The following is a 17,590-nucleotide window of genomic DNA, read 5'->3' on the forward strand; positions in this document are numbered from 1 at the left end:
TCGTTTTGTGATTGTTCTTCGCGCTGTGGTAATTTTAGTAACGCTTTACATGTTGTTATAGCTAACTCTACAATCGTATCTCAAAAATTGTGAAGCAATTTATACAACTCCCGGAACGCATTAACAGGTGATTTCATGACCTTACGGATAACAACCTGCCCGGTTGCAGGGGTTAAACACTTTGTTACAAACAAATTACCCGGTTTTTCAAAGAAAATTCATATCATAGCAGCCCCAAACTATTTGAGTTGTTTTTTAAATGAAATTTAAGATCGTACTTGTATTTATTTTGTTTTCCGGATACGTACGGGCGCAAAATGTCAATATAATCCCGCAGCCCAAGTCTGTTGTTAATGGTACAGGGCAGTTTACTTTTAGTAATCACAGCACCGTTGGTGTAAATGATGCTTCGTTGTTGCCAATAGCTCGTTACTTCCAAAAACAGGTAAGCCTGTCGGCTGGTTTTATGCTTGCCGTTGATAATAAAGATGCAGGCAGTGTTATTCATTTGTTGTTAACCAACGGCGATCCCACCGCCGGGGCATATTCCTTAAAAATTGTTGCCAATGAAATTACCATTTCTTCGTCAAACCGTGATGGGGTGTTTTATGGGATGATTTCCTTGTTGCAAATGATCAAAGATCAGCCCAGGGGCGAAACCATCAGCTTAGCGTCGTTAACCATTGCCGATACTCCGCGCTATCAATGGCGGGGACTAATGCTTGACGAATCCCGCCATTTTTTCGGGATGGAAAAAGTTAAGCAGATCCTTGACTGGATGGCTTACTATAAGCTTAATAAATTTCACTGGCATTTAACCGATGCCCAGGGCTGGCGTTTGGAGATAAAAAAATATCCTAAGCTGACACTGATTGGCGGAATCGGTAATTACAGTGATTCAATTGCCGATCCTCAATATTATACCCAAACACAGATCAAAGAGATCATTGCTTATGCCGCGGAAAGGTTTATAACTGTGATCCCCGAAATTGATATGCCGGGCCATGCTACAGCGGCCAACAAAGCTTATCCGCAGTTTAGTGGCGGCAGTGTTGAAGGATACCCTAATTTTACCTTTAATCCTGCAATCGATAGCACTTACCAGTTTCTTGGTAATATCATTAAGGAAACCAGCACGCTTTTTCCTTCTAAAATGATCCATTTAGGAGGTGATGAAGTAGCTTTGGGTGTTAAGGCCTGGTCGCTTAACCCTTCAATAGCCGGGTTTATGCAGAAGAATAACTTTGCTGATGTAGGCGAGCTGGAGCGTTATTTCTTTAAGCGCGTAGCCGACACCGCCATAAATGCAGGTAATAAAGTACTGGCCTGGGATGAAGCAACCGGAACAAACCTGCCGGCTGATAAAACCATTATTTTTTGGTGGAGGCAAAATTTACCGGGCCAGCTGCATTTAGCAGTACAAAAAGGTTACCAGGTAGTGCTTTGTCCGCGCCTGCCTATGTATTTTGATTTTGTGCAGGATGCTGATCATATCTCGGGCCGCAGGTGGAAAGGTGTGTATAATACCGTAGGTAGTGTTTATGGTTTCCCTGAAAGGCAGATGCAGAATAACGAAGACCTGCAGTCAAAGCAGATCATTGGTGTACAGGCCAATGTCTGGACTGAAATGATAGGTTCTGAAAAGCGCCTTGATTTTATGTTATTTCCCCGCATAGCTGGTTTGGCCGAAGCAGGCTGGACTGCTCCTGAACTCAAAGATGAAGAAGCGTTCAATAACCGTTTAAAAGCAAGCATCAAGATCTACGATGCAGCTAACATCTATTATTTTAATCCTTTTGATAAGTTTTTCCATGATGAGGCTATTGATTTTGGCCCTAAGATCAGGAAAATGGAGAGACCGGCAGATCAGAATATAGAAGATGAAGGATACCGCCCGAGGAGAAGACATGGAAAGTCTTCAAAAAGAACCTCTCATTCGTCAAAACATTCTTCTTCTTCAAAGCATTCTTCCTCTAAGAAGTCATCATCTTCAAAAAATTCTTCTTCTTCAGGTAAAAGCAAAAAATCATCTCATAAAAAAAGGAAATAACCTATTAGAGGTTATTTCCCTTTTGAAATTACTTCCGGATATTATTATCTGTACGAAGATAAGTGCGTAGTTTTAATACTGAGGACAAACGATTTGCCAACGCTTATCTTTACATTTTTATCCTTTAAAATCGCTTTAACAGCTTCATCGGCTTTAAGGAGTTCGTACAAATCGCGTGCCACTGCCGATCCGCTGATGTTGTTGGTGACCTTGCCGTTTTCGATATTGATATTAAAGGTATAACCGGATTTCCCCTTGCTGCCGGCCGCTTCAAAATCAGTTATATTTAACTTAAACTGCTGCTCGTCTTGCAGACTTCTTTTCAAGTGCAGGCGTATTACAGGCATGTACTTTTGCCACGTGCTTAAATAATTTCTTTCGTCCATAATAGTGTTTGTAAAAGCGAAAGCCCTCGTAAAGTATTTATACAAGGGCTTCGGTTATCGGGTTAAAGAGGTTGTTAGACCTCCCGGCATTAATAGTTCTCAGTAAATCAGCTTAATGTAACGGCCAATTTTTATAAGTTTCAAAGTTACCTAAATAAAACGGGTAAACAGGCGACATGTTATAGTTTGTTTTAATACCCCATTAAATTATAAAGAGTTTTTTGGATAAATTGTAGTGGTAAATTAGGGGTATGGTTGCCGCTTTTTAGGCCAGGGTTACTAACTGTCGGTTTATAAATACTGTAAATTGCATTGATCATTAAACTGCATTTACATGAATTCATTTGTTCGCCAAATTATCCTGTCAGCTTTTTTTTCGCTGTTTTGCTATCTATGTAAAGCGAATCCTGTTTTTTACATGAACCAGGTAGGGTATGATGCCCGGGGAGCAAAAACTGTTGTTGTGCGTTGCGACACCAAACTTGTGCCGGGTATACTTTTCGCGTTACAAAACTCAAATGGTAATGCTGTATATATTGCTCCGTTAAATGGCCCGTTAAAGGTTGAGGAATGGGACAAGGATGGATATTTTTACCAGGCCGATTTTTCGGAATTCAAAGCGGAGGGGAAATACAGGATTTACATTGGTACTAAAGATTTTCATTCTCAATCCGATTGGTTTCAGATCAAGGAAAACGCACTGGCAGTAACTACCATCCCATCGGTATTAAGCTACTATAACAAGCAGCGGGCTAACACACCAACGGAGCTGCAGGCCGACGCAGCCGTTCAGCTTTATGGCAGCGATAAAACAGTTGACCTGCGCGGCGGCTGGTGCGATGCGTCGGGCGATGTAAGCAAATACTTTTCGCATTTGGCTTATGCTAATTTTATGTCGCCCCAGCAAATACCGTTGGTAACCTGGTCAATGATCAATACAATGCAAACCGCGCCGGGTTTGTTAAATAAACTGGGGATTTATGATGGCATGATGAATGAAGCACTTTGGGGGGCCGACTACATGATGCGCGCCCTGTCAAAAGACGATTATTTTTACATGATCGTATTCAGCTATTTTAATAAAGATCCTAAAGCCAGGCGTGTTGTAGGGTTAAAAGCAAACAGCGTTACAACAGATGAGTACCAGGCTGCTTTTCGAGAAGGAGGTGGGATGGCTATTGCATCGTTGGCGCGAATCTCGCAACTGAAAAAAGACGGTGACTTTAAGTCGGCGGAATATCTTGCCGCTGCCAAACGGGCTTTCGCGCACTTGCTGGCAAACAATACCCAATATGATGACGACGGCAAGGAAAATATCATTGACGACTATTGTGCCCTGATGGCTGCTACCGAATTGTGGATTGCTACCGATAGTTCCCTTTATCGTGATGAAGCCCGAAAACGCGCGCTAAGTTTGAACAAGCGAATGAGCCCCGCGGGGTATTTTATTGCTGACGACGGCGACAGGCCTTTCTGGCACGCAGCAGATGCCGGCTTACCCGTTATTGCTTTATGCAGGTACCTGGATAAGGAGCAAGAAGCTGATCAGCGGTCCGATGCATTATCAACCATAAAAAAAGCACTGGATTATAACCTGGAGGTAACCGCTAATGTGGATAATCCGTTTGGCTATGCCCGCCAATCTTTTAAGTTTAGGGGTGCTGTAAAAGATGGCTTTTTTATCCCGCATGAAAATGAAACCGGCTGGTGGTGGCAAGGTGAAAATGCGCGCCTGGGCTCGCTGGCAGCGGCGGCATTAGTAGGCGGGCGGTTAGTATATCCCGAAAAAGGAGGCTGGGGCATAAAAAGAAAACTGGCAGAGTATGCATCGCACCAGATAGCCTGGATATTGGGTTGTAACCCTTATCAAATGTGCTTTATGTACCAGTATGGTAAAAACAATGTGCCTTATATGAGTTCAAATTTCGGCCATGGATCGGGCAAGGGCGGGATTTCTAACGGAATTACCGGTAAAAAGGAAAACCCCGACGGCAGCGGTATCGATTTTAAAATAAAAGACAACGGCAACGAATGGCGTTGGACAGAACAATGGTTACCTCATGCCGCCTGGTATTTGCAGGCCGTTACCGCTATGGCTGTGCAGCAATAATTCGGAGCTGTCATTTTTTATACCTCAAATTGTCATATTTACTACCCGGCGCCTTATCTTCATACTGCTAAGTTTGTATTGAAATTAAAACCTATGGATATGGCACAAACAAATATTGGGGGTAACTATGCCGTTGTTAACGGCCTGAAAATGTATTATGAAATTCACGGCGAGGGTTTCCCGCTGGTATTAATCCATGGCGGCGGTTCAGATATCGGCGTTACTTTTGGCAGGGTATTGTCGGGCTTTGCGAAAAATCACCAGGTAATAGGGGTTGATTTGCAGGCACACGGGCGTACGCCGGACAGGGGCGTACCTACCTCTTTTGAGCAGGATGCTGATGACGTAGCCGCTTTGCTCAAGCATTTGGATATAAAACAGGCCGATATTATGGGTTTTAGCAACGGAGGTAATACCGCCATGCAAATAGCCATCAGGCATCCGCAACTGGTTCATAAAATAGTGATCGCTTCTTCGTTTTATAAACGCAGTGGTTTTGAAGACTGGTTTTGGGATTTTATGAAGAACGCGACCCTTGACAGTATGCCCAAACCTTTGCAGGACGCTTTCCTCGCCATAAACAATGACCAGGCCGCTTTAGAAGTAATGCATAAGCGTGACCTTCATAGGATGCAGGGTTTTCAGGATTGGAGTGATGAGGCTATCCGTTCTATCACCATGCCCGCATTAGTTATTGCCGGGGATAAAGACGTGATCAGGCCTGAGCATACGCTTGAGCTATACCGCATGCTTCCCGATGCCCAACTTTGTATTTTGCCCGCAGGCCATGGCGATTATATAGGTGAGATTAGTGAGGTTCGTGAAGATGGGAACTACCCGGCGGTAACTATCATTGAAGAGTTTTTAACTAAGGCAAAAGCTTAAGCTTTTGCCTTAGTTTCTTTACGTACAACAGGTGCAACCCTGGTGCCGTAAAGTTCAATTGCTTTTAAAATATCCTTGTGCTTGGTAAAGCCCGTAACTAACTGGGCTACGAAACGGGTGTTACCAAAAAGCTCATATTGTTGCATGATCTTGTCGATGGCTTGTTGCGGATCGCCTACTACCAATGGCCCAAAATCGCGCAGGTACTCAAATTGTTCCCTTGTCATGGGCGACCAGCCCCTGTCTTTGCCAACACGGGTCATGAGGGCTTCATAGCTTGGATAAAACTCGTCGGCTGCTTGTTGTGAGTTTTCGGCAATATAAAATTGTGAACTGATGGCCAATTGGAGTTTGCTTACATCATGCCCGGCTTTAGCTGCCGACTCGCGATAAAGCTCAACAAAGGGTACAAAATGTTTTGGCGCGCTGCCCAAAATAGCGATGATCATAGGGAGGTTAAGTGCTCCTGCCCGTTTTGCTGAGGCAGGGGTTCCGCCAACGCCAATCCAAACCGGAATTTCCTGTTGCAGCGGACGAGGATATACGCCCTGGTTCCGGATTGGTGCCCGGAAATTACCCTGCCACGAAACAATTTCCTGCTTGTTGATCTGCAAAAACATTTCGAGCTTCTCGGTGAATAATGCATCATAATCATCCAGGTCGAAACCAAAAAGCGGGAAAGATTCAATAAAGGAGCCCCGACCGGCTATCATCTCCACGCGACCGCCGGATACCAGGTCGGCAGTGGCGAAGTTTTGAAATGTACGCACAGGGTCGACCGAACTCAATACTGTAACCGAGCTTGACAGCCGGATGTTTTTGGTAATAGCCGCTGCTGCTGATATCAATATTTCAGGTGCCGAGATCACAAAATCGGGCCGATGGTGCTCGCCGAAGGCATATACATCTAAACCAACCTCATCGGCCAGCTTTACTTCTTCCAATAACTCCTGAACCCGCTTATGGGCATTTACGGCGTTGCCGCTCGTCCCATCGGGGTGGATCTCACCAAAGGTGCTAATACCTAATTCCATGTATCAATAATAAAGATCAGCTGCATTCAACTCTTTCTTTTCAAAACTTCCCGGAGCAGTAACATATACTTTAAGCGGCGCTACGCGGGGCCTGTACCTGCCGGTTGGCGGTGGCGGCGCGTTGTATATATACTTTACCTTTATTTGATGAAAACCTTTTGCCAGCGGCAACGCGTATTCAGCTTCTGTTAGCTGTACGCCATCAATAAACAGTTGACTGGCGGCATAATTTGCAAGGGTAAAGTTATAAGTACCATCGGCCAATATATTCACGTAACCGTCATAAACTACACCAAAATTCGGGTTGTCTTTTTTCAAAGCTTCAGCATCCAGTTTATTGCTGACAGCCGAATCTTGAGGTGCTGTATAACTAAGCTGATCGGGTGAGGTGAATGTATTTTTTGTCCACCTGTATTTGAGCCCCTGTTTATTAGTCGTGTAGGTTACCGGAGGTAGTGGCGCTTTATTGTACATCAAAGTGCGGGTGGCGATACTCCTGCGCCCGGATGGTGTAATTACCCTTGTCCTCAATTCCCGTTTTTCGTTTTGCGGAATGGAGAACATGATAGGCCCCTCATACTGCAAATCGGTATCCAACGGGTCACGGCCGTTTAATGTATAATAAATCTTAGCGCCGGGTACCACCGATTTTAGCGTGTAAACAAAATGAGGGCCTACTACCATGGTATCAATTGTTGTCAGCGCAGTGGGAACACGGTAGTTATAATTGATGGCATCAAGCCTTGCAAAGTGTTTGGCGAGGCGTACTTCTGAAAAGTTTGTATAGTCCTTGTTCTCCGGCTTGCTCCAGGCTACTTCCGAAAGGGCGAATACCCTCGGCATGATCTGGTATTGAAGTTTGGCTACGGTAGGCACATACTCCGTCCAAAGGTTGCCCTGGGTGCCTATTACATATTTCTGTTCGTCGGGAGTAAGCTGCTTTGAAACAGGATCATAATTATAAGTTTCCTCTAAAGTAGCATAACGGCCAAATGATACAGGCTCCTGCGGCGAACTGCTTTGATAATGATCAAAGTAATTACCGGTGGTTTGCGGGGTCATGATCACATTATGTTTTTGATGGGCAGCGTTAATACCTCCTTCTTCACCCTGCCAGCTCATCACGGTGGCGTTAGGGGCAAGACCACCTTCTAATATCTCATCCCAACCTATAATACTGCGGCCTTTGGAATTGATGAATTTTTCTATCCTTTGGATAAAATAGCTTTGCAATTCCTTTTCATCTTTTAGTCCTTTTTCCTTCATTAAAGCCTGGCAAAATGCCGATTGTTTCCATGGTTCTTTCCCTGCCTCATCGCCACCAATATGGATGTATTTACTTGGGAAGAGTGCCATTACTTCGGTAAGCACATCCTGTAAAAAGGTAAACGTTTGTTCGGTAGGGCAGTACAAATTATTGATATCGCGCGGGGCTTTTTGTCCAACAACTGTATCACATTTAAACTCAGGGTAAGCACGTAAGGCAGCTTCGGAATGGGCAGGCATTTCAATTTCGGGGATAACGTTGACATACCTGTCGGCCGCGAATTTTACTACCTCTTTAATTTGATCCTGGGTATAATAGCCGCCGTAGCTAACCGAATCGGGCCAGTCGCGGTTGCTGCCAAACATGGTTTGCTGACGGAATGCACCCACCTGCGTAAGTTTAGGATATTTTTTGATTTCGATACGCCATCCCTGGCCATCAACCAAATGCCAGTGGAAGGTGTTGAGTTTGTAAGAGGCGATAAGTTCGATCACTTTTTTTACCTGCGGAATGGTGAAGAAATGACGCGATACGTCCAACATCATTCCCCGGTATCCAAAGCGGGGCGAATCTTCAATTACCGCGCAAGGCAATTTGTAAACGGCTGCGTTTTCAACCGGGAAAAGTTGCAGTAAGGTTTGGATACCGTAAAACAGGCCTGCATCCTTACCAACTATGATGATATTACGAGGGGTGATGGTTAGTTTATAACCTTCCGCGGGTAATTTATTGGCTCCCTTTGCAGTTAAGATCAGCCCCCTGCTTTTTGCGGCTTTAAGCTTTGAATTGTATTTAGTTATTTTAATGTTCAGGTGCCGGGTATCCTGCAGATAGCTTTTTAGCCATAAAACAGCTTTATCTTTCGGATTATCGGCCTTGATTGCTGTAAGCTGGCTAAATGTAAACGTGCCGCTATTTTTGGTAATGGAAGCAGGGGCAGGGATAATGCCCAAATGTGGATCATCGGTCATAACCTGGGCCGATACTTTGTTTGTTTGCCCTGAAAAGATAAAAAAGCTTGCAAACGTGATGAGTTTTGTTAAATAGTGTGCTTTAAAATTCATACAGGCGTGGATAATGATGAAAGGATAAATTTAACCATTATCCTATGCTGGAATGGGGCTAAAGCTTATGTAACAAACAATTGACGTTTAATCGTAGCCTGCGTAATCCCATGCGCTTTGATAGCCGTTTAGCTGTTCCGCATAACTGATCATATCTCCATAAAAAGGAGCATATGCAAGTGTTGAGCTATCACCGATCATTACCAATTTTTTGCGGGCGCGGGTCATGGCTACGTTCATGCGGCGGATATCGCTCAGGAAGCCTATCTCTCCGTTGGTATTGCTGCGTGTGAGGCTGATGTAAACCACGTCACGTTCTTGTCCCTGGAAACTATCAATAGTATTCACGGCAATTTTATCAGCATAAATTAGTAACTCCGGTGAATCCAGTAACAATTGGTTTAAAATCCTGATCTGTTCTTTGTAGGGGGAAATAACTGCTATAGTTGGGAAGTTTTCTGTTGAATAAGATCCAGTGAGTTCGCTTACCAGCTTATGCAAGTGTTTGAACAGGAATGAGGCCTCTTCGGGATTCGCCGTACTGGTGCCTTCCTGTTTTTCATCATAACCACAGCCCGCGGTATCAACAAAGCTTATAGGCAAATCGCCGGGAAATAACAACTGATGGGCAACGATGGGGTGCGCTTTTAACCTGTTGTCATAAAACTGTTTAGATGAAAATCCCATAATGGCTTCATTCATACGGTATTGTTCTTCGAGCAATATTACCGCTCCGGGGTGGAGGGCAGCGCATTTTTCGAGCAAGGTAGTACTAAGGCCATCTTTGGCTGCCTGTTGCGATTTAATGGTAGGCGGGAGCTGCAAATGATCGCCGGCAAGGATCACTTTTTGCGCCTTCGATATCGGGATCCAGCAGGCGGGCTCAAGCGCCTGACCGGCTTCGTCGATAACCACCGTATGGAATTTTAAATTGCGGATGGTATAATGGTTAGCGCCTACAAGGGTTGCCGTAATTATCTGCGCTTTACCAATCAGGTCCTCCGTAATAAATTGTTCAGTTTTATCCACTTCTTTAATGAGCTGGTGGGCTGCATCAAAAAGCGCTTTGCGCTGATCGCGTTCGGCTTTGCCAAAATTACGCTTGTATTTGTGCGCCATGTTCTTGTACTCTGAAGCCTGCTTTTTAAGCTTTTTAATCTCCTTCATATCGCTATGGGCATTTATCCTGCTATCTAAAGTTAAAGCCATTAACTTTTCAGATACCCTTGCCGGATTGCCAATGCGGAGTACATTTAAACCTTCATTACTTAACTTTTCGCTTAGCAAATCAACCGCTGTATTACTTGGCGCTACAACGAGGATCTGTTGTTTGTTTTGTTTTATCAGCGCTTTGATAGCCTGTACAAGCGTGGTTGTTTTACCGGTGCCAGGAGGGCCGTGAACTATGGCAAGTTCCTGTGCCTCAATTATTTTTTGAACAGCTTGTTGTTGTGAAGCGTTTAAACCATTAAGCGGGTGATGAATTGTTTCGGGGATAAAAGCCGGCGTACTTTGCCCGGTTAACAGCCGGGTGAGGTGGCCTTCTTTATGATCATCAACAAGCATGGCAGATAGTTTAAGCGCCTTCTGCATCTCGTCATAGCTATTGTCATCAAACAGCAGGTCGATGCCAAGCTTGCCGCTCCTGGTCCAGTCGGGCAGCTCGTCGGTGTTCAAAGTTAATTTTAACCGGTTGCCGCCCTGGTACGATACTGTGCCGTTTACACGATCGGTTTTAGGATCATGGTTGGAGAACAATGCAGCCGAAGCGCCGAACCTGAACTGGTGACTAAGGTCCTGGTGAGAAGGCCGTTCCACCTCAACCGTAAGGTAATCTCCGCGGCCTATTTCCGTGCCTTTTATGGCTATGGGGTACCATGTAAGCCCTGCTGCCCGGCGTTCGGCAGTTGAAGATGTTTCAGTTAGTTTGAGGTAAGCCTGGCGGTCTTCGTCCTGCTCAGTTTGCAGTAAACTGAGCAGTTTTTTAAAATAGTCCATTTTGCAAAGGTAAAGCTTAGGCCCGGCTTTTGTGTAATCACATAAAACACAAAAGGGAACTTGAATTTTTCCTTTTCATATCCCGATTAACAATTTATTGCTGCCAGTTAGGTGCCGGTTTTGCTTCAAGAGCAATTGTATTCCTTGAAAGCTCTTCATTTATCTTACCCAAAAAATGCCTTGTTAATGGTTTTGAAATAAAGCTTTTAACAAAGGGGTACGCCTTGGCCCGTTTCTGATCGGCAGGGTCAACAGAGTTTGAAATAATATAAACCGACACAGGTTTTACTAATGAGCTGTAAATGTTATTGAATAACTTTAAAAATTCCCACCCATCCATTACCGGCATATCGAGGTCAAGAAAAATAATGTTGGGTATTTCTGCATGTTTATCCCGGTTGTTATATAATGCTTTGTAAACAGGTTCCGGATCCATATAAAAGCTTGCATTTAACCAATTATCTTTCAATATGATTTTAACCGTTTCATGAAAAATAATGTCATCATCAATGATAGCAACCGAACGGTGCCGATCGTCTTTAATAAGATTGAGGATATCTTTTTTGATTTCGATAAGTAACGGAGACAAAAGTTCGGTACCGCATTCAATGCAATTCAAGGTACGTGATAACGCAACCTCAAGTGGCACTTGTATCGATAAGCAGGTGGCATCGTTATATATGGAGTTTGCGCAGTCTTTATTAAAGCAATAACAGGTGATTTTTTCGGTGCTGGCCATAGTGTAAAGGTTTTGTTTAGTAGTTCATTTTAAATTGCCTCAACATTGATGCCCCTTGTTGGTTTGTAGTTAAATATTTACAAAGCAGCTTCTATTTTGTTAGGATTGTTAAGGCTTATAAAATTCAATTCCCTAATGCTGAGTTGATTATAATTATGGACTAAAATAGTTGCATTTTAACATTTTTATAACTGCAGCTGTTATGCGAATTAATTTAAATATAAAAAAGATTAACTATAAATACAAATGTGTTTTTTATAGCCCAAGTGTATGTTTAAACTGACAATCCGTTTCTTTTTGAGGCCGCCATCGGCAGTAAAATATTAACTTTAAGTGCCTGTGAACAAGTTGTTTTAAACGATGATTAGATTCTGAATTTAGACGGAATAAGTAAAAAAACCACTGCGACTTTTTTTTGTTATATTGAAACACTAAACTATTAACATGAGCCGATTAACCAGCTTTTTATTATTCCTATTTGCTTTAGTGATGGCACAATCATGCCAAAGTAACCGGCATGCCAATAATTATAACAAGGCCCTGGTTGATGATAACGGTTTATTATTTATTAAAAGCGGGGAAGAATCAACCCTCGCCTCTGTAAAAGCATCTGGTTTGGCAATCGCAAATTCAAAAAATCAACGCGTTATTCAGTTTGCCAAGCTCATGATTGATGACCATACTATGCTGGCAGATGATTTCAAAAAACTAAGGACCGATAATTTTATTGCCGATTCGGTTGTTATTAGCCCTATGCATCAGCAAATTATTAATGATTTGGATACAAAACGTGCCGGCGCGTTTGACAAGGCCTATATCCAAGTGGTTATAAACGATCATACTGAACAAATAGCTTTATACAAAACGGCGGGAAAAGACCGGAGAAATACGAGCCTTGCCGATTTTGCAAATAAAATGTTACCTGGTTTACAGGCTCATTTAGATACTGCAAAGCTGATTAGCAGTACATTAAAATAACTTTAATTGCTGCTCAACAGGTGGTTTGGCTTTGCCAAAAACGGTACGGCCCCCATATTTCCACGAGTCGTTACGTTCCTTTTCAATAACTTTATCAAAGTTGGCATTGGGCGTGAAATCTTTTTCAGCCCTTTCGGCTATTTGGGAAAGGCGTTTGATAGCTTCATTTTTATCGCTGTTGCCCATTTTTGCCTTTTGAATAGCCGTTTGCAGGGTACTTAAGGTTTCGTCATAAACTTTGGTAGGCACCGGGAATGGGGCGCCATCTTTGCCGCCATGGGCAAAGGAAAACCTCGCCGGGTCTTTAAACCGGGATGGTGTGCCATGGATCACTTCACTTACCAGGGCCAGCGACTGTAAGGTGCGGGGACCTAAGCCTTGCAGTAATAGCAGATCTTCAAAATCTTTGGGTTGTTTTTCATGAGCCAGCCAAAGTACGGCACCAAGGCGTTTCAGGTCGACATCTTTGGCATGTACTTCATGATGGCTGGGCATCACCAGTTTACTGATCTCGTTGATCATGATGCCCGGGTTTTCGGCGGCAATCTGCATAACACCATTGCGCGAACCATCCGCTCCCTTATCTGTCATGTTAAGGATATAGCCGCTGTTTTTACCATAGATAAAAGTATGCGGGTCGTTAACAAATGAGCTTAACTGTTCGGAATGCCAGTGGTATCTGCGGGCCGTACGGCTTACATCGCTCATGCCTTGCTGAACCACGGCCCATTTGCCGGTGTCGCTTAAAATAAAATTATGGGTATAAAGCTGGAAGCCATCCTGTATGGCGGTATTATCAACTTTGGCGCTCAGCTTGCTGCATTTTACCAGGTAATTTGCATCAAGTCCCGTGGTTTGGCCAACCTTAACCAGTTCGGCAGGTGTTTGAGTAGAGTGTTTACCTTTACCGCCACAAATATAAATGCCCAATTCGCGGCTATGCGGGTTGATGGATTTTTTCAAAGCGCCCATAACAGAAGTGGTTATGCCCGACGAATGCCAGTCCATCCCCATAACAGCGCCCAAACTCTGAAACCAAAATGGATCACTTAGCCGGCGAAGTACTTCATCCTTACCATAATCCATTACAATGGTTTCCACCACTGCAAGGCCAAGCTTAGCCATTCGCTCAGCAAGCCATTGTGGTACATAGCCATAATGTAAAGGTAAGTCAGCACTGCCCGATCTCTTCATGCTAACAAAGTTAGTAAAAAAACAGAACCTTGATGCACTTGATTGAAGGATTTCCTGATATAAATTTGAACCTTGATTGGCCTGATTAACGATTACCTGATGGACTGCCTTTATCTATCAAGAAATTCTTAAATCCCCAAAATCATGGTTCTGCTTAGTCTTCCTCCGTCTCTCCAACGTACAATTCGTCAATATCGGATGCGTATTTCTTTTCGATGACCTTGCGTTTGGCTTTCATGGTAGGCGTGATCTCGCCCTCATCCATGCTGAACGGGTTACGTTTTATTTTGAATGATTTGATGCGTTCAAACTTAGCCAGTTCATTGCTGTATTTCCTGATGTCGGCGGCTATCCAGTCAACTATTTCTTTATCGTTAATGAATACCTCAGGGCGTTCAAAGAAATCATTTTGAAGGTTAAAAGTTTCCTGCAGGGTCTCGCGTGCAGGCACAATAATGGCAGCAATATATTCACGTTTATCGCCCACTAAAAATACCTGTTCAATTTTAGGGCTTTTGAGGTAGGTATTCTCTACCGGAGTAGGGTAGATATTTTTACCATAGGCGTTCACCAGCATATTTTTGAGACGATCAGTAATCTGAAGGTTGCCGCGGAAAAACCTGCCGATATCGCCGGTATGGAACCAGCCATGCGAATCAATAACAGTGGCGGTTTCTTCGGGCTTGTTCCAGTAGCCTTTCATTACGCAATGCCCGCGAACAATGATCTCTCCTTCTTCGGTAAGGGTATCTTCTTTAAAGTTATCGTGTGTTTGGACGCTGTAAATGTGTTTGGTATCCACATTCTGGATGGCCACCTCAATACCGGGAATAATACGACCAACGGTGCCATAAATTACCCTGTGACGTTCTGTAACCGCCATTACGGGTGATGTTTCGGTTAAGCCAAAGCCCTCCAAAATTACAATGCCCAGGTCGCCAAAAAATTCACCGATGTTTTTAGGCAGTGCGCCACCTCCTGATACCATGAATTTCAGCCGTCCGCCGGTTTTTTCCTTGATCTTGCCGAATACCAGCTTTTCGGCAATTCCGTGCTGCGCCTTTAAAATAACATTAGGCGATTTACCGGCTTCCTGCACCAGGCGTACTTTTTTACCGATCTCAAATGCCCAAAGAAATATTTTTGTTTTAAGGCCACCTGCCGATGTGCCGCTTTTGATGGCTTTGTCGTGGATGCGTTCCAGTAATCGGGGTACGCAGCAAAGTATAGTAGGTTTAACCTCGCCCATGTTTTTGGCCAGCAGCTCCAAACTTTGGGCGAAAGCTATTTGTGATCCCCGGTAAATAGCTATATGGTAAATGGTGCGCTCGAATACATGCGATAGTGGCAGGAACGACAGAAATCTATCAGTTTTTTCAACAAACGGAATCTGAATTAAACTATTGATAGCGTTTTGCGTGAGGTTATGATGGGTTAGTACTACGCCTTTAGGTACCCCCGTAGTCCCCGAAGTATAAATGAGGCATGAAGTATCAGTTGTTAAGATAGCTTCACGTGCGGCATTAATAGCGTGGCGGTATTGCTCCAGCAATTTGCTGCCTTCGGCAATTACGTGGTCAAAGCCAATTACGCCGGCATTTAAGCTTACCTTATCGCTGAATTTTTCAAAATCATCAAATGCCGGGATCAGGCGAATCAATTCCGGACAGTTGTTTGCCACTTTTAAAACTTTCCTGAACAGGAAAGGGTTGCCACAGATGATAGTACGAGCCCCCGAATCATTCAGGATATATTCTATCTCATTTTCGGTAAGGGTAGGGTATATGGAGGTATTAACTGCGCCAATCTGTTGCAGGGCCTGATCGTAATAAACATAGTTAGGCCCGTTTTCGATGATTAATGAAAGCCTGTCGCCCTTCCTGATACCGATATGCAGGAACCAGGCCGAAATCGCGTCTATTTTTTCTAAGGCTTCACCGTAGCTGATCTCCACCCAGGTATCTTTAACTTTATGGAGCAGGAAAGTATGATCTAAAGGATGAATTTTGGCAACGGTATTGCGAATGAAACTTGGAACAGTTGAAAGCTCGGTATTTTTATTCATTTATATAATCGGATATTAGAACAAATCTAAATCTATTTTTATAAAAACAAGCATTGATACGGGTATTTGACAAACTGAACGTGTTTTACTTTGTGATGATGCTGATTTAAGTTAACCTTATTAACTTGGATAAAAACATATACTATGAAGATAATTATCATTGGTGCTTCGGGAACTATTGGCAAAAAAGTCACCGAAGCATTGCAAGGCCGGCACGAGATTATAACTGCCGGTTCTAAAAGCGGTGATTTTCAATTGGATATTACTTCACCCGAATCGATTGAAAGGTTTTATGAACAGGTTGGCCCGTTTGATGCGTTGGCGAGTACTACCGGATCGGGGCATTTCGGCCCACTGGCGAGTACAACCCCTGCCGATTTCAAAAAAGGAATTGAAAGCAAGCTACTTGGGCAGATAAATCTTGTACTGATAGGTCAGCATCATATTAATCCTAAAGGTTCATTTACACTTACTTCAGGTATCCTATCGGAAGATCCGGTTGTAAACGGCGTGAATTTGGGCACCATTAACGGCGGGCTAAATTCCTTTGTAATAAGTGCGGCCATTGAATTGCAAAGCGGTGTGCGGATCAACGCCGTAAGTCCGGGTGTTGTTGAGGATTCGCCCGGCTATTTTGAATACTTTCCCGGTCATGAGCCTGTTGCTATGGATAAGGTAGCCAATGCTTATGTTAAAAGCGTGCTTGGGGCCATTACGGGGCAGGTGATAAAGGTGTTTTGATAAGCTTTGTCAAAACCGGAAGAGACTTACGAAGTTTTTGAAACTTCGTAAGTCTGGTAATTTCCAAACTTTCCTTATCTTCACTTCATAATTACTATCTCCACATATAAAACAAGGGTTGCCTAAGGCCCCGGCCTGTTGATACAGGTTCGGTAACACGCTGCAATTCGCGGCAGTGTTTAGTATTGTCTCAAAATTTCTGATCAATTTTATTTAACCGGTAATGAAAATTACTCAAATATTTACTTTGGGCATTTGCTGCATTTTTACGTGCATTGCCCGGGAAGCAAAATCTCATACCTGTATGGATACCATAACCAATAAACAAAAAGTATTGTCCTTTTATAAACAAATAGTAGGGCAGCGTAAAACAGAGCTGATCCCCGAATTTATAGCCGAAGATTATAAACAACATAACCCTACCGTTAAGCAGGGGAGGGCAGGCATAACAGAAATGGTCAATTACCTGAAAACTTTACCACCACCGCCCGAAGATGCAAAGTCGCCAATTATAAGAGCGATACAGGATGGCGACTTAGTAGTGACTCATCTTGATATTTCATTTTTGGGGAGGCGGATGGCTGTGATCGACCTGTTTAAATTAAAAAATGGGATGTTAACAGAGCACTGGGATGCTATTCAACCCCTGCCCGATGAAAACGGGAAAACCATAACCGCTACTAACGGCACAACTGAAATTGACCATAATGCCTCCGTGGAAAATAGCGGGCTTGTTGTTGACCAATTTTACAAGACAATCGTAAACAAACAACCTGGTACTCGGTTTATCGATTCCGCTTATGTTGAGCATGATGCTTCTGTAATCGCGTCAGGCGTGGGATTGGCAGGCTATCTTTCGGAGCCTAATCGATCTGTTAAAATTCATAGGCTCATTGCTGAAGGGGATTTCGTGGTAGTTCAATCGCAGTTTAACAAGAGCGGTAAAACGTTTGTGTTTTATGAGATATTCAGGGTATATAATGATAAGATAGCTGAACACTGGAGTGTGGAGCAGGCTGTGCCCGATGGTGTTAAAGCAGAGGATATGTTTTAGTAGGCTCAGCTGAAAGCTGAAGCCA

Annotated in this window: 13 protein-coding genes; 6 read left to right on the top strand and 7 right to left on the bottom strand. The window is 43.5% G+C overall.

Translation table 11 applies throughout. The features are described from left to right. Positions 1-259: 259 nt before the first annotated feature. Positions 260-2,050, top strand: coding sequence for a beta-N-acetylhexosaminidase (locus IEX80_RS01225; protein ID WP_188831686.1), 1,791 nt, complete (start codon positions 260-262; stop codon positions 2,048-2,050). A 44-nt stretch (positions 2,051-2,094) separates the two neighbouring features. Here the strand turns inward: IEX80_RS01225 and IEX80_RS01230 are convergent, their stop codons facing one another. Further along, positions 2,095-2,436: a hypothetical protein gene (locus IEX80_RS01230; RefSeq protein ID WP_176624006.1), complete on the bottom strand. Its 342-nt coding sequence runs from the start codon at positions 2,434-2,436 to the stop codon at positions 2,095-2,097. A 334-nt stretch (positions 2,437-2,770) separates the two neighbouring features. Between IEX80_RS01230 and IEX80_RS01235 the strand changes: the two genes are divergently transcribed. Both IEX80_RS01235 and IEX80_RS01240 read left to right on the top strand, forming a co-directional pair. After that, positions 2,771-4,546 carry a glycoside hydrolase family 9 protein gene (locus IEX80_RS01235; RefSeq protein WP_188831687.1) on the top strand — a complete coding sequence of 592 codons (1,776 nt, stop codon included), beginning with the start codon at positions 2,771-2,773 and terminating at the stop codon, positions 4,544-4,546. A gap of 99 nt (positions 4,547-4,645) precedes the next feature. Beyond that, positions 4,646-5,431, top strand: coding sequence for an alpha/beta fold hydrolase (locus IEX80_RS01240; protein WP_229701477.1), 786 nt, complete (start codon positions 4,646-4,648; stop codon positions 5,429-5,431). On the opposite strand, the gene IEX80_RS01245 is transcribed toward IEX80_RS01240, so the two are convergent. The 4 genes from IEX80_RS01245 to IEX80_RS01260 all read right to left on the bottom strand — a co-directional run bounded on the left by IEX80_RS01245 (position 5,428) and on the right by IEX80_RS01260 (position 11,533). Beyond that, positions 5,428-6,465, bottom strand: a complete 1,038-nt coding sequence (locus IEX80_RS01245) for an Atu2307/SP_0267 family LLM class monooxygenase (RefSeq protein ID WP_188831689.1) — start codon at positions 6,463-6,465, stop codon at positions 5,428-5,430. The two genes, IEX80_RS01240 and IEX80_RS01245, sit on opposite strands and share 4 nt — an antisense overlap. 3 nt (positions 6,466-6,468) lie before the next feature. Beyond that, the gene (locus tag IEX80_RS01250) at positions 6,469-8,796 is read right to left on the bottom strand and encodes a family 20 glycosylhydrolase (RefSeq protein ID WP_188831690.1); all 2,328 of its coding nucleotides are present in this window, start codon (positions 8,794-8,796) and stop codon (positions 6,469-6,471) included. An 87-nt stretch (positions 8,797-8,883) separates the two neighbouring features. Then, positions 8,884-10,794: an AAA domain-containing protein gene (locus tag IEX80_RS01255; RefSeq protein ID WP_188831691.1), complete on the bottom strand. Its 1,911-nt coding sequence runs from the start codon at positions 10,792-10,794 to the stop codon at positions 8,884-8,886. A gap of 94 nt (positions 10,795-10,888) precedes the next feature. Beyond that, positions 10,889-11,533, bottom strand: a complete 645-nt coding sequence (locus IEX80_RS01260) for a response regulator (protein ID WP_090524795.1) — start codon at positions 11,531-11,533, stop codon at positions 10,889-10,891. A gap of 444 nt (positions 11,534-11,977) precedes the next feature. Here IEX80_RS01260 and IEX80_RS01265 point away from each other — a divergent pair, with 444 nt between their 5' ends. Then, positions 11,978-12,511: a DUF4142 domain-containing protein gene (locus IEX80_RS01265; protein ID WP_090524797.1), complete on the top strand. Its 534-nt coding sequence runs from the start codon at positions 11,978-11,980 to the stop codon at positions 12,509-12,511. Here IEX80_RS01265 and IEX80_RS01270 read toward each other — a convergent pair. After that, the gene (locus IEX80_RS01270) at positions 12,503-13,705 is read right to left on the bottom strand and encodes a DUF763 domain-containing protein (RefSeq protein WP_188831692.1); all 1,203 of its coding nucleotides are present in this window, start codon (positions 13,703-13,705) and stop codon (positions 12,503-12,505) included. The two genes, IEX80_RS01265 and IEX80_RS01270, sit on opposite strands and share 9 nt — an antisense overlap. A gap of 154 nt (positions 13,706-13,859) precedes the next feature. Beyond that, entirely contained in the window at positions 13,860-15,770 is a 1,911-nt protein-coding gene (locus IEX80_RS01275) for an AMP-dependent synthetase/ligase (protein WP_188831693.1), read from the bottom strand. Positions 15,771-15,914: 144 nt separating this feature from the next. Between IEX80_RS01275 and IEX80_RS01280 the strand changes: the two genes are divergently transcribed. Beyond that, positions 15,915-16,511: a short chain dehydrogenase gene (locus IEX80_RS01280; RefSeq protein WP_188831694.1), complete on the top strand. Its 597-nt coding sequence runs from the start codon at positions 15,915-15,917 to the stop codon at positions 16,509-16,511. A gap of 223 nt (positions 16,512-16,734) precedes the next feature. Beyond that, the gene (locus tag IEX80_RS01285; protein ID WP_188831695.1) at positions 16,735-17,565 is read left to right on the top strand and encodes a nuclear transport factor 2 family protein; all 831 of its coding nucleotides are present in this window, start codon (positions 16,735-16,737) and stop codon (positions 17,563-17,565) included. Positions 17,566-17,590: the final 25 nt, after the last annotated feature.

This window comes from Mucilaginibacter rubeus (assembly GCF_014643835.1).
GTDB lineage: Bacteria > Bacteroidota > Bacteroidia > Sphingobacteriales > Sphingobacteriaceae > Mucilaginibacter > Mucilaginibacter rubeus.

Bases quoted from the DNA above. Each gene is read 5' to 3' on its own strand.
- IEX80_RS01225 (WP_188831686.1), top strand. From the start codon at position 260: ATGAAATTTAAGATCGTACTTGTATTTATTTTGTTTTCCGGATACGTA.
- IEX80_RS01230 (WP_176624006.1), bottom strand. From the start codon at position 2,436: ATGGACGAAAGAAATTATTTAAGCACGTGGCAAAAGTACATGCCTGTA.
- IEX80_RS01235 (WP_188831687.1), top strand. From the start codon at position 2,771: ATGAATTCATTTGTTCGCCAAATTATCCTGTCAGCTTTTTTTTCGCTG.
- IEX80_RS01240 (WP_229701477.1), top strand. From the start codon at position 4,646: ATGGCACAAACAAATATTGGGGGTAACTATGCCGTTGTTAACGGCCTG.
- IEX80_RS01245 (WP_188831689.1), bottom strand. From the start codon at position 6,465: ATGGAATTAGGTATTAGCACCTTTGGTGAGATCCACCCCGATGGGACG.
- IEX80_RS01250 (WP_188831690.1), bottom strand. From the start codon at position 8,796: ATGAATTTTAAAGCACACTATTTAACAAAACTCATCACGTTTGCAAGC.
- IEX80_RS01255 (WP_188831691.1), bottom strand. From the start codon at position 10,794: ATGGACTATTTTAAAAAACTGCTCAGTTTACTGCAAACTGAGCAGGAC.
- IEX80_RS01260 (WP_090524795.1), bottom strand. From the start codon at position 11,533: ATGGCCAGCACCGAAAAAATCACCTGTTATTGCTTTAATAAAGACTGC.
- IEX80_RS01265 (WP_090524797.1), top strand. From the start codon at position 11,978: ATGAGCCGATTAACCAGCTTTTTATTATTCCTATTTGCTTTAGTGATG.
- IEX80_RS01270 (WP_188831692.1), bottom strand. From the start codon at position 13,705: ATGAAGAGATCGGGCAGTGCTGACTTACCTTTACATTATGGCTATGTA.
- IEX80_RS01275 (WP_188831693.1), bottom strand. From the start codon at position 15,770: ATGAATAAAAATACCGAGCTTTCAACTGTTCCAAGTTTCATTCGCAAT.
- IEX80_RS01280 (WP_188831694.1), top strand. From the start codon at position 15,915: ATGAAGATAATTATCATTGGTGCTTCGGGAACTATTGGCAAAAAAGTC.
- IEX80_RS01285 (WP_188831695.1), top strand. From the start codon at position 16,735: ATGAAAATTACTCAAATATTTACTTTGGGCATTTGCTGCATTTTTACG.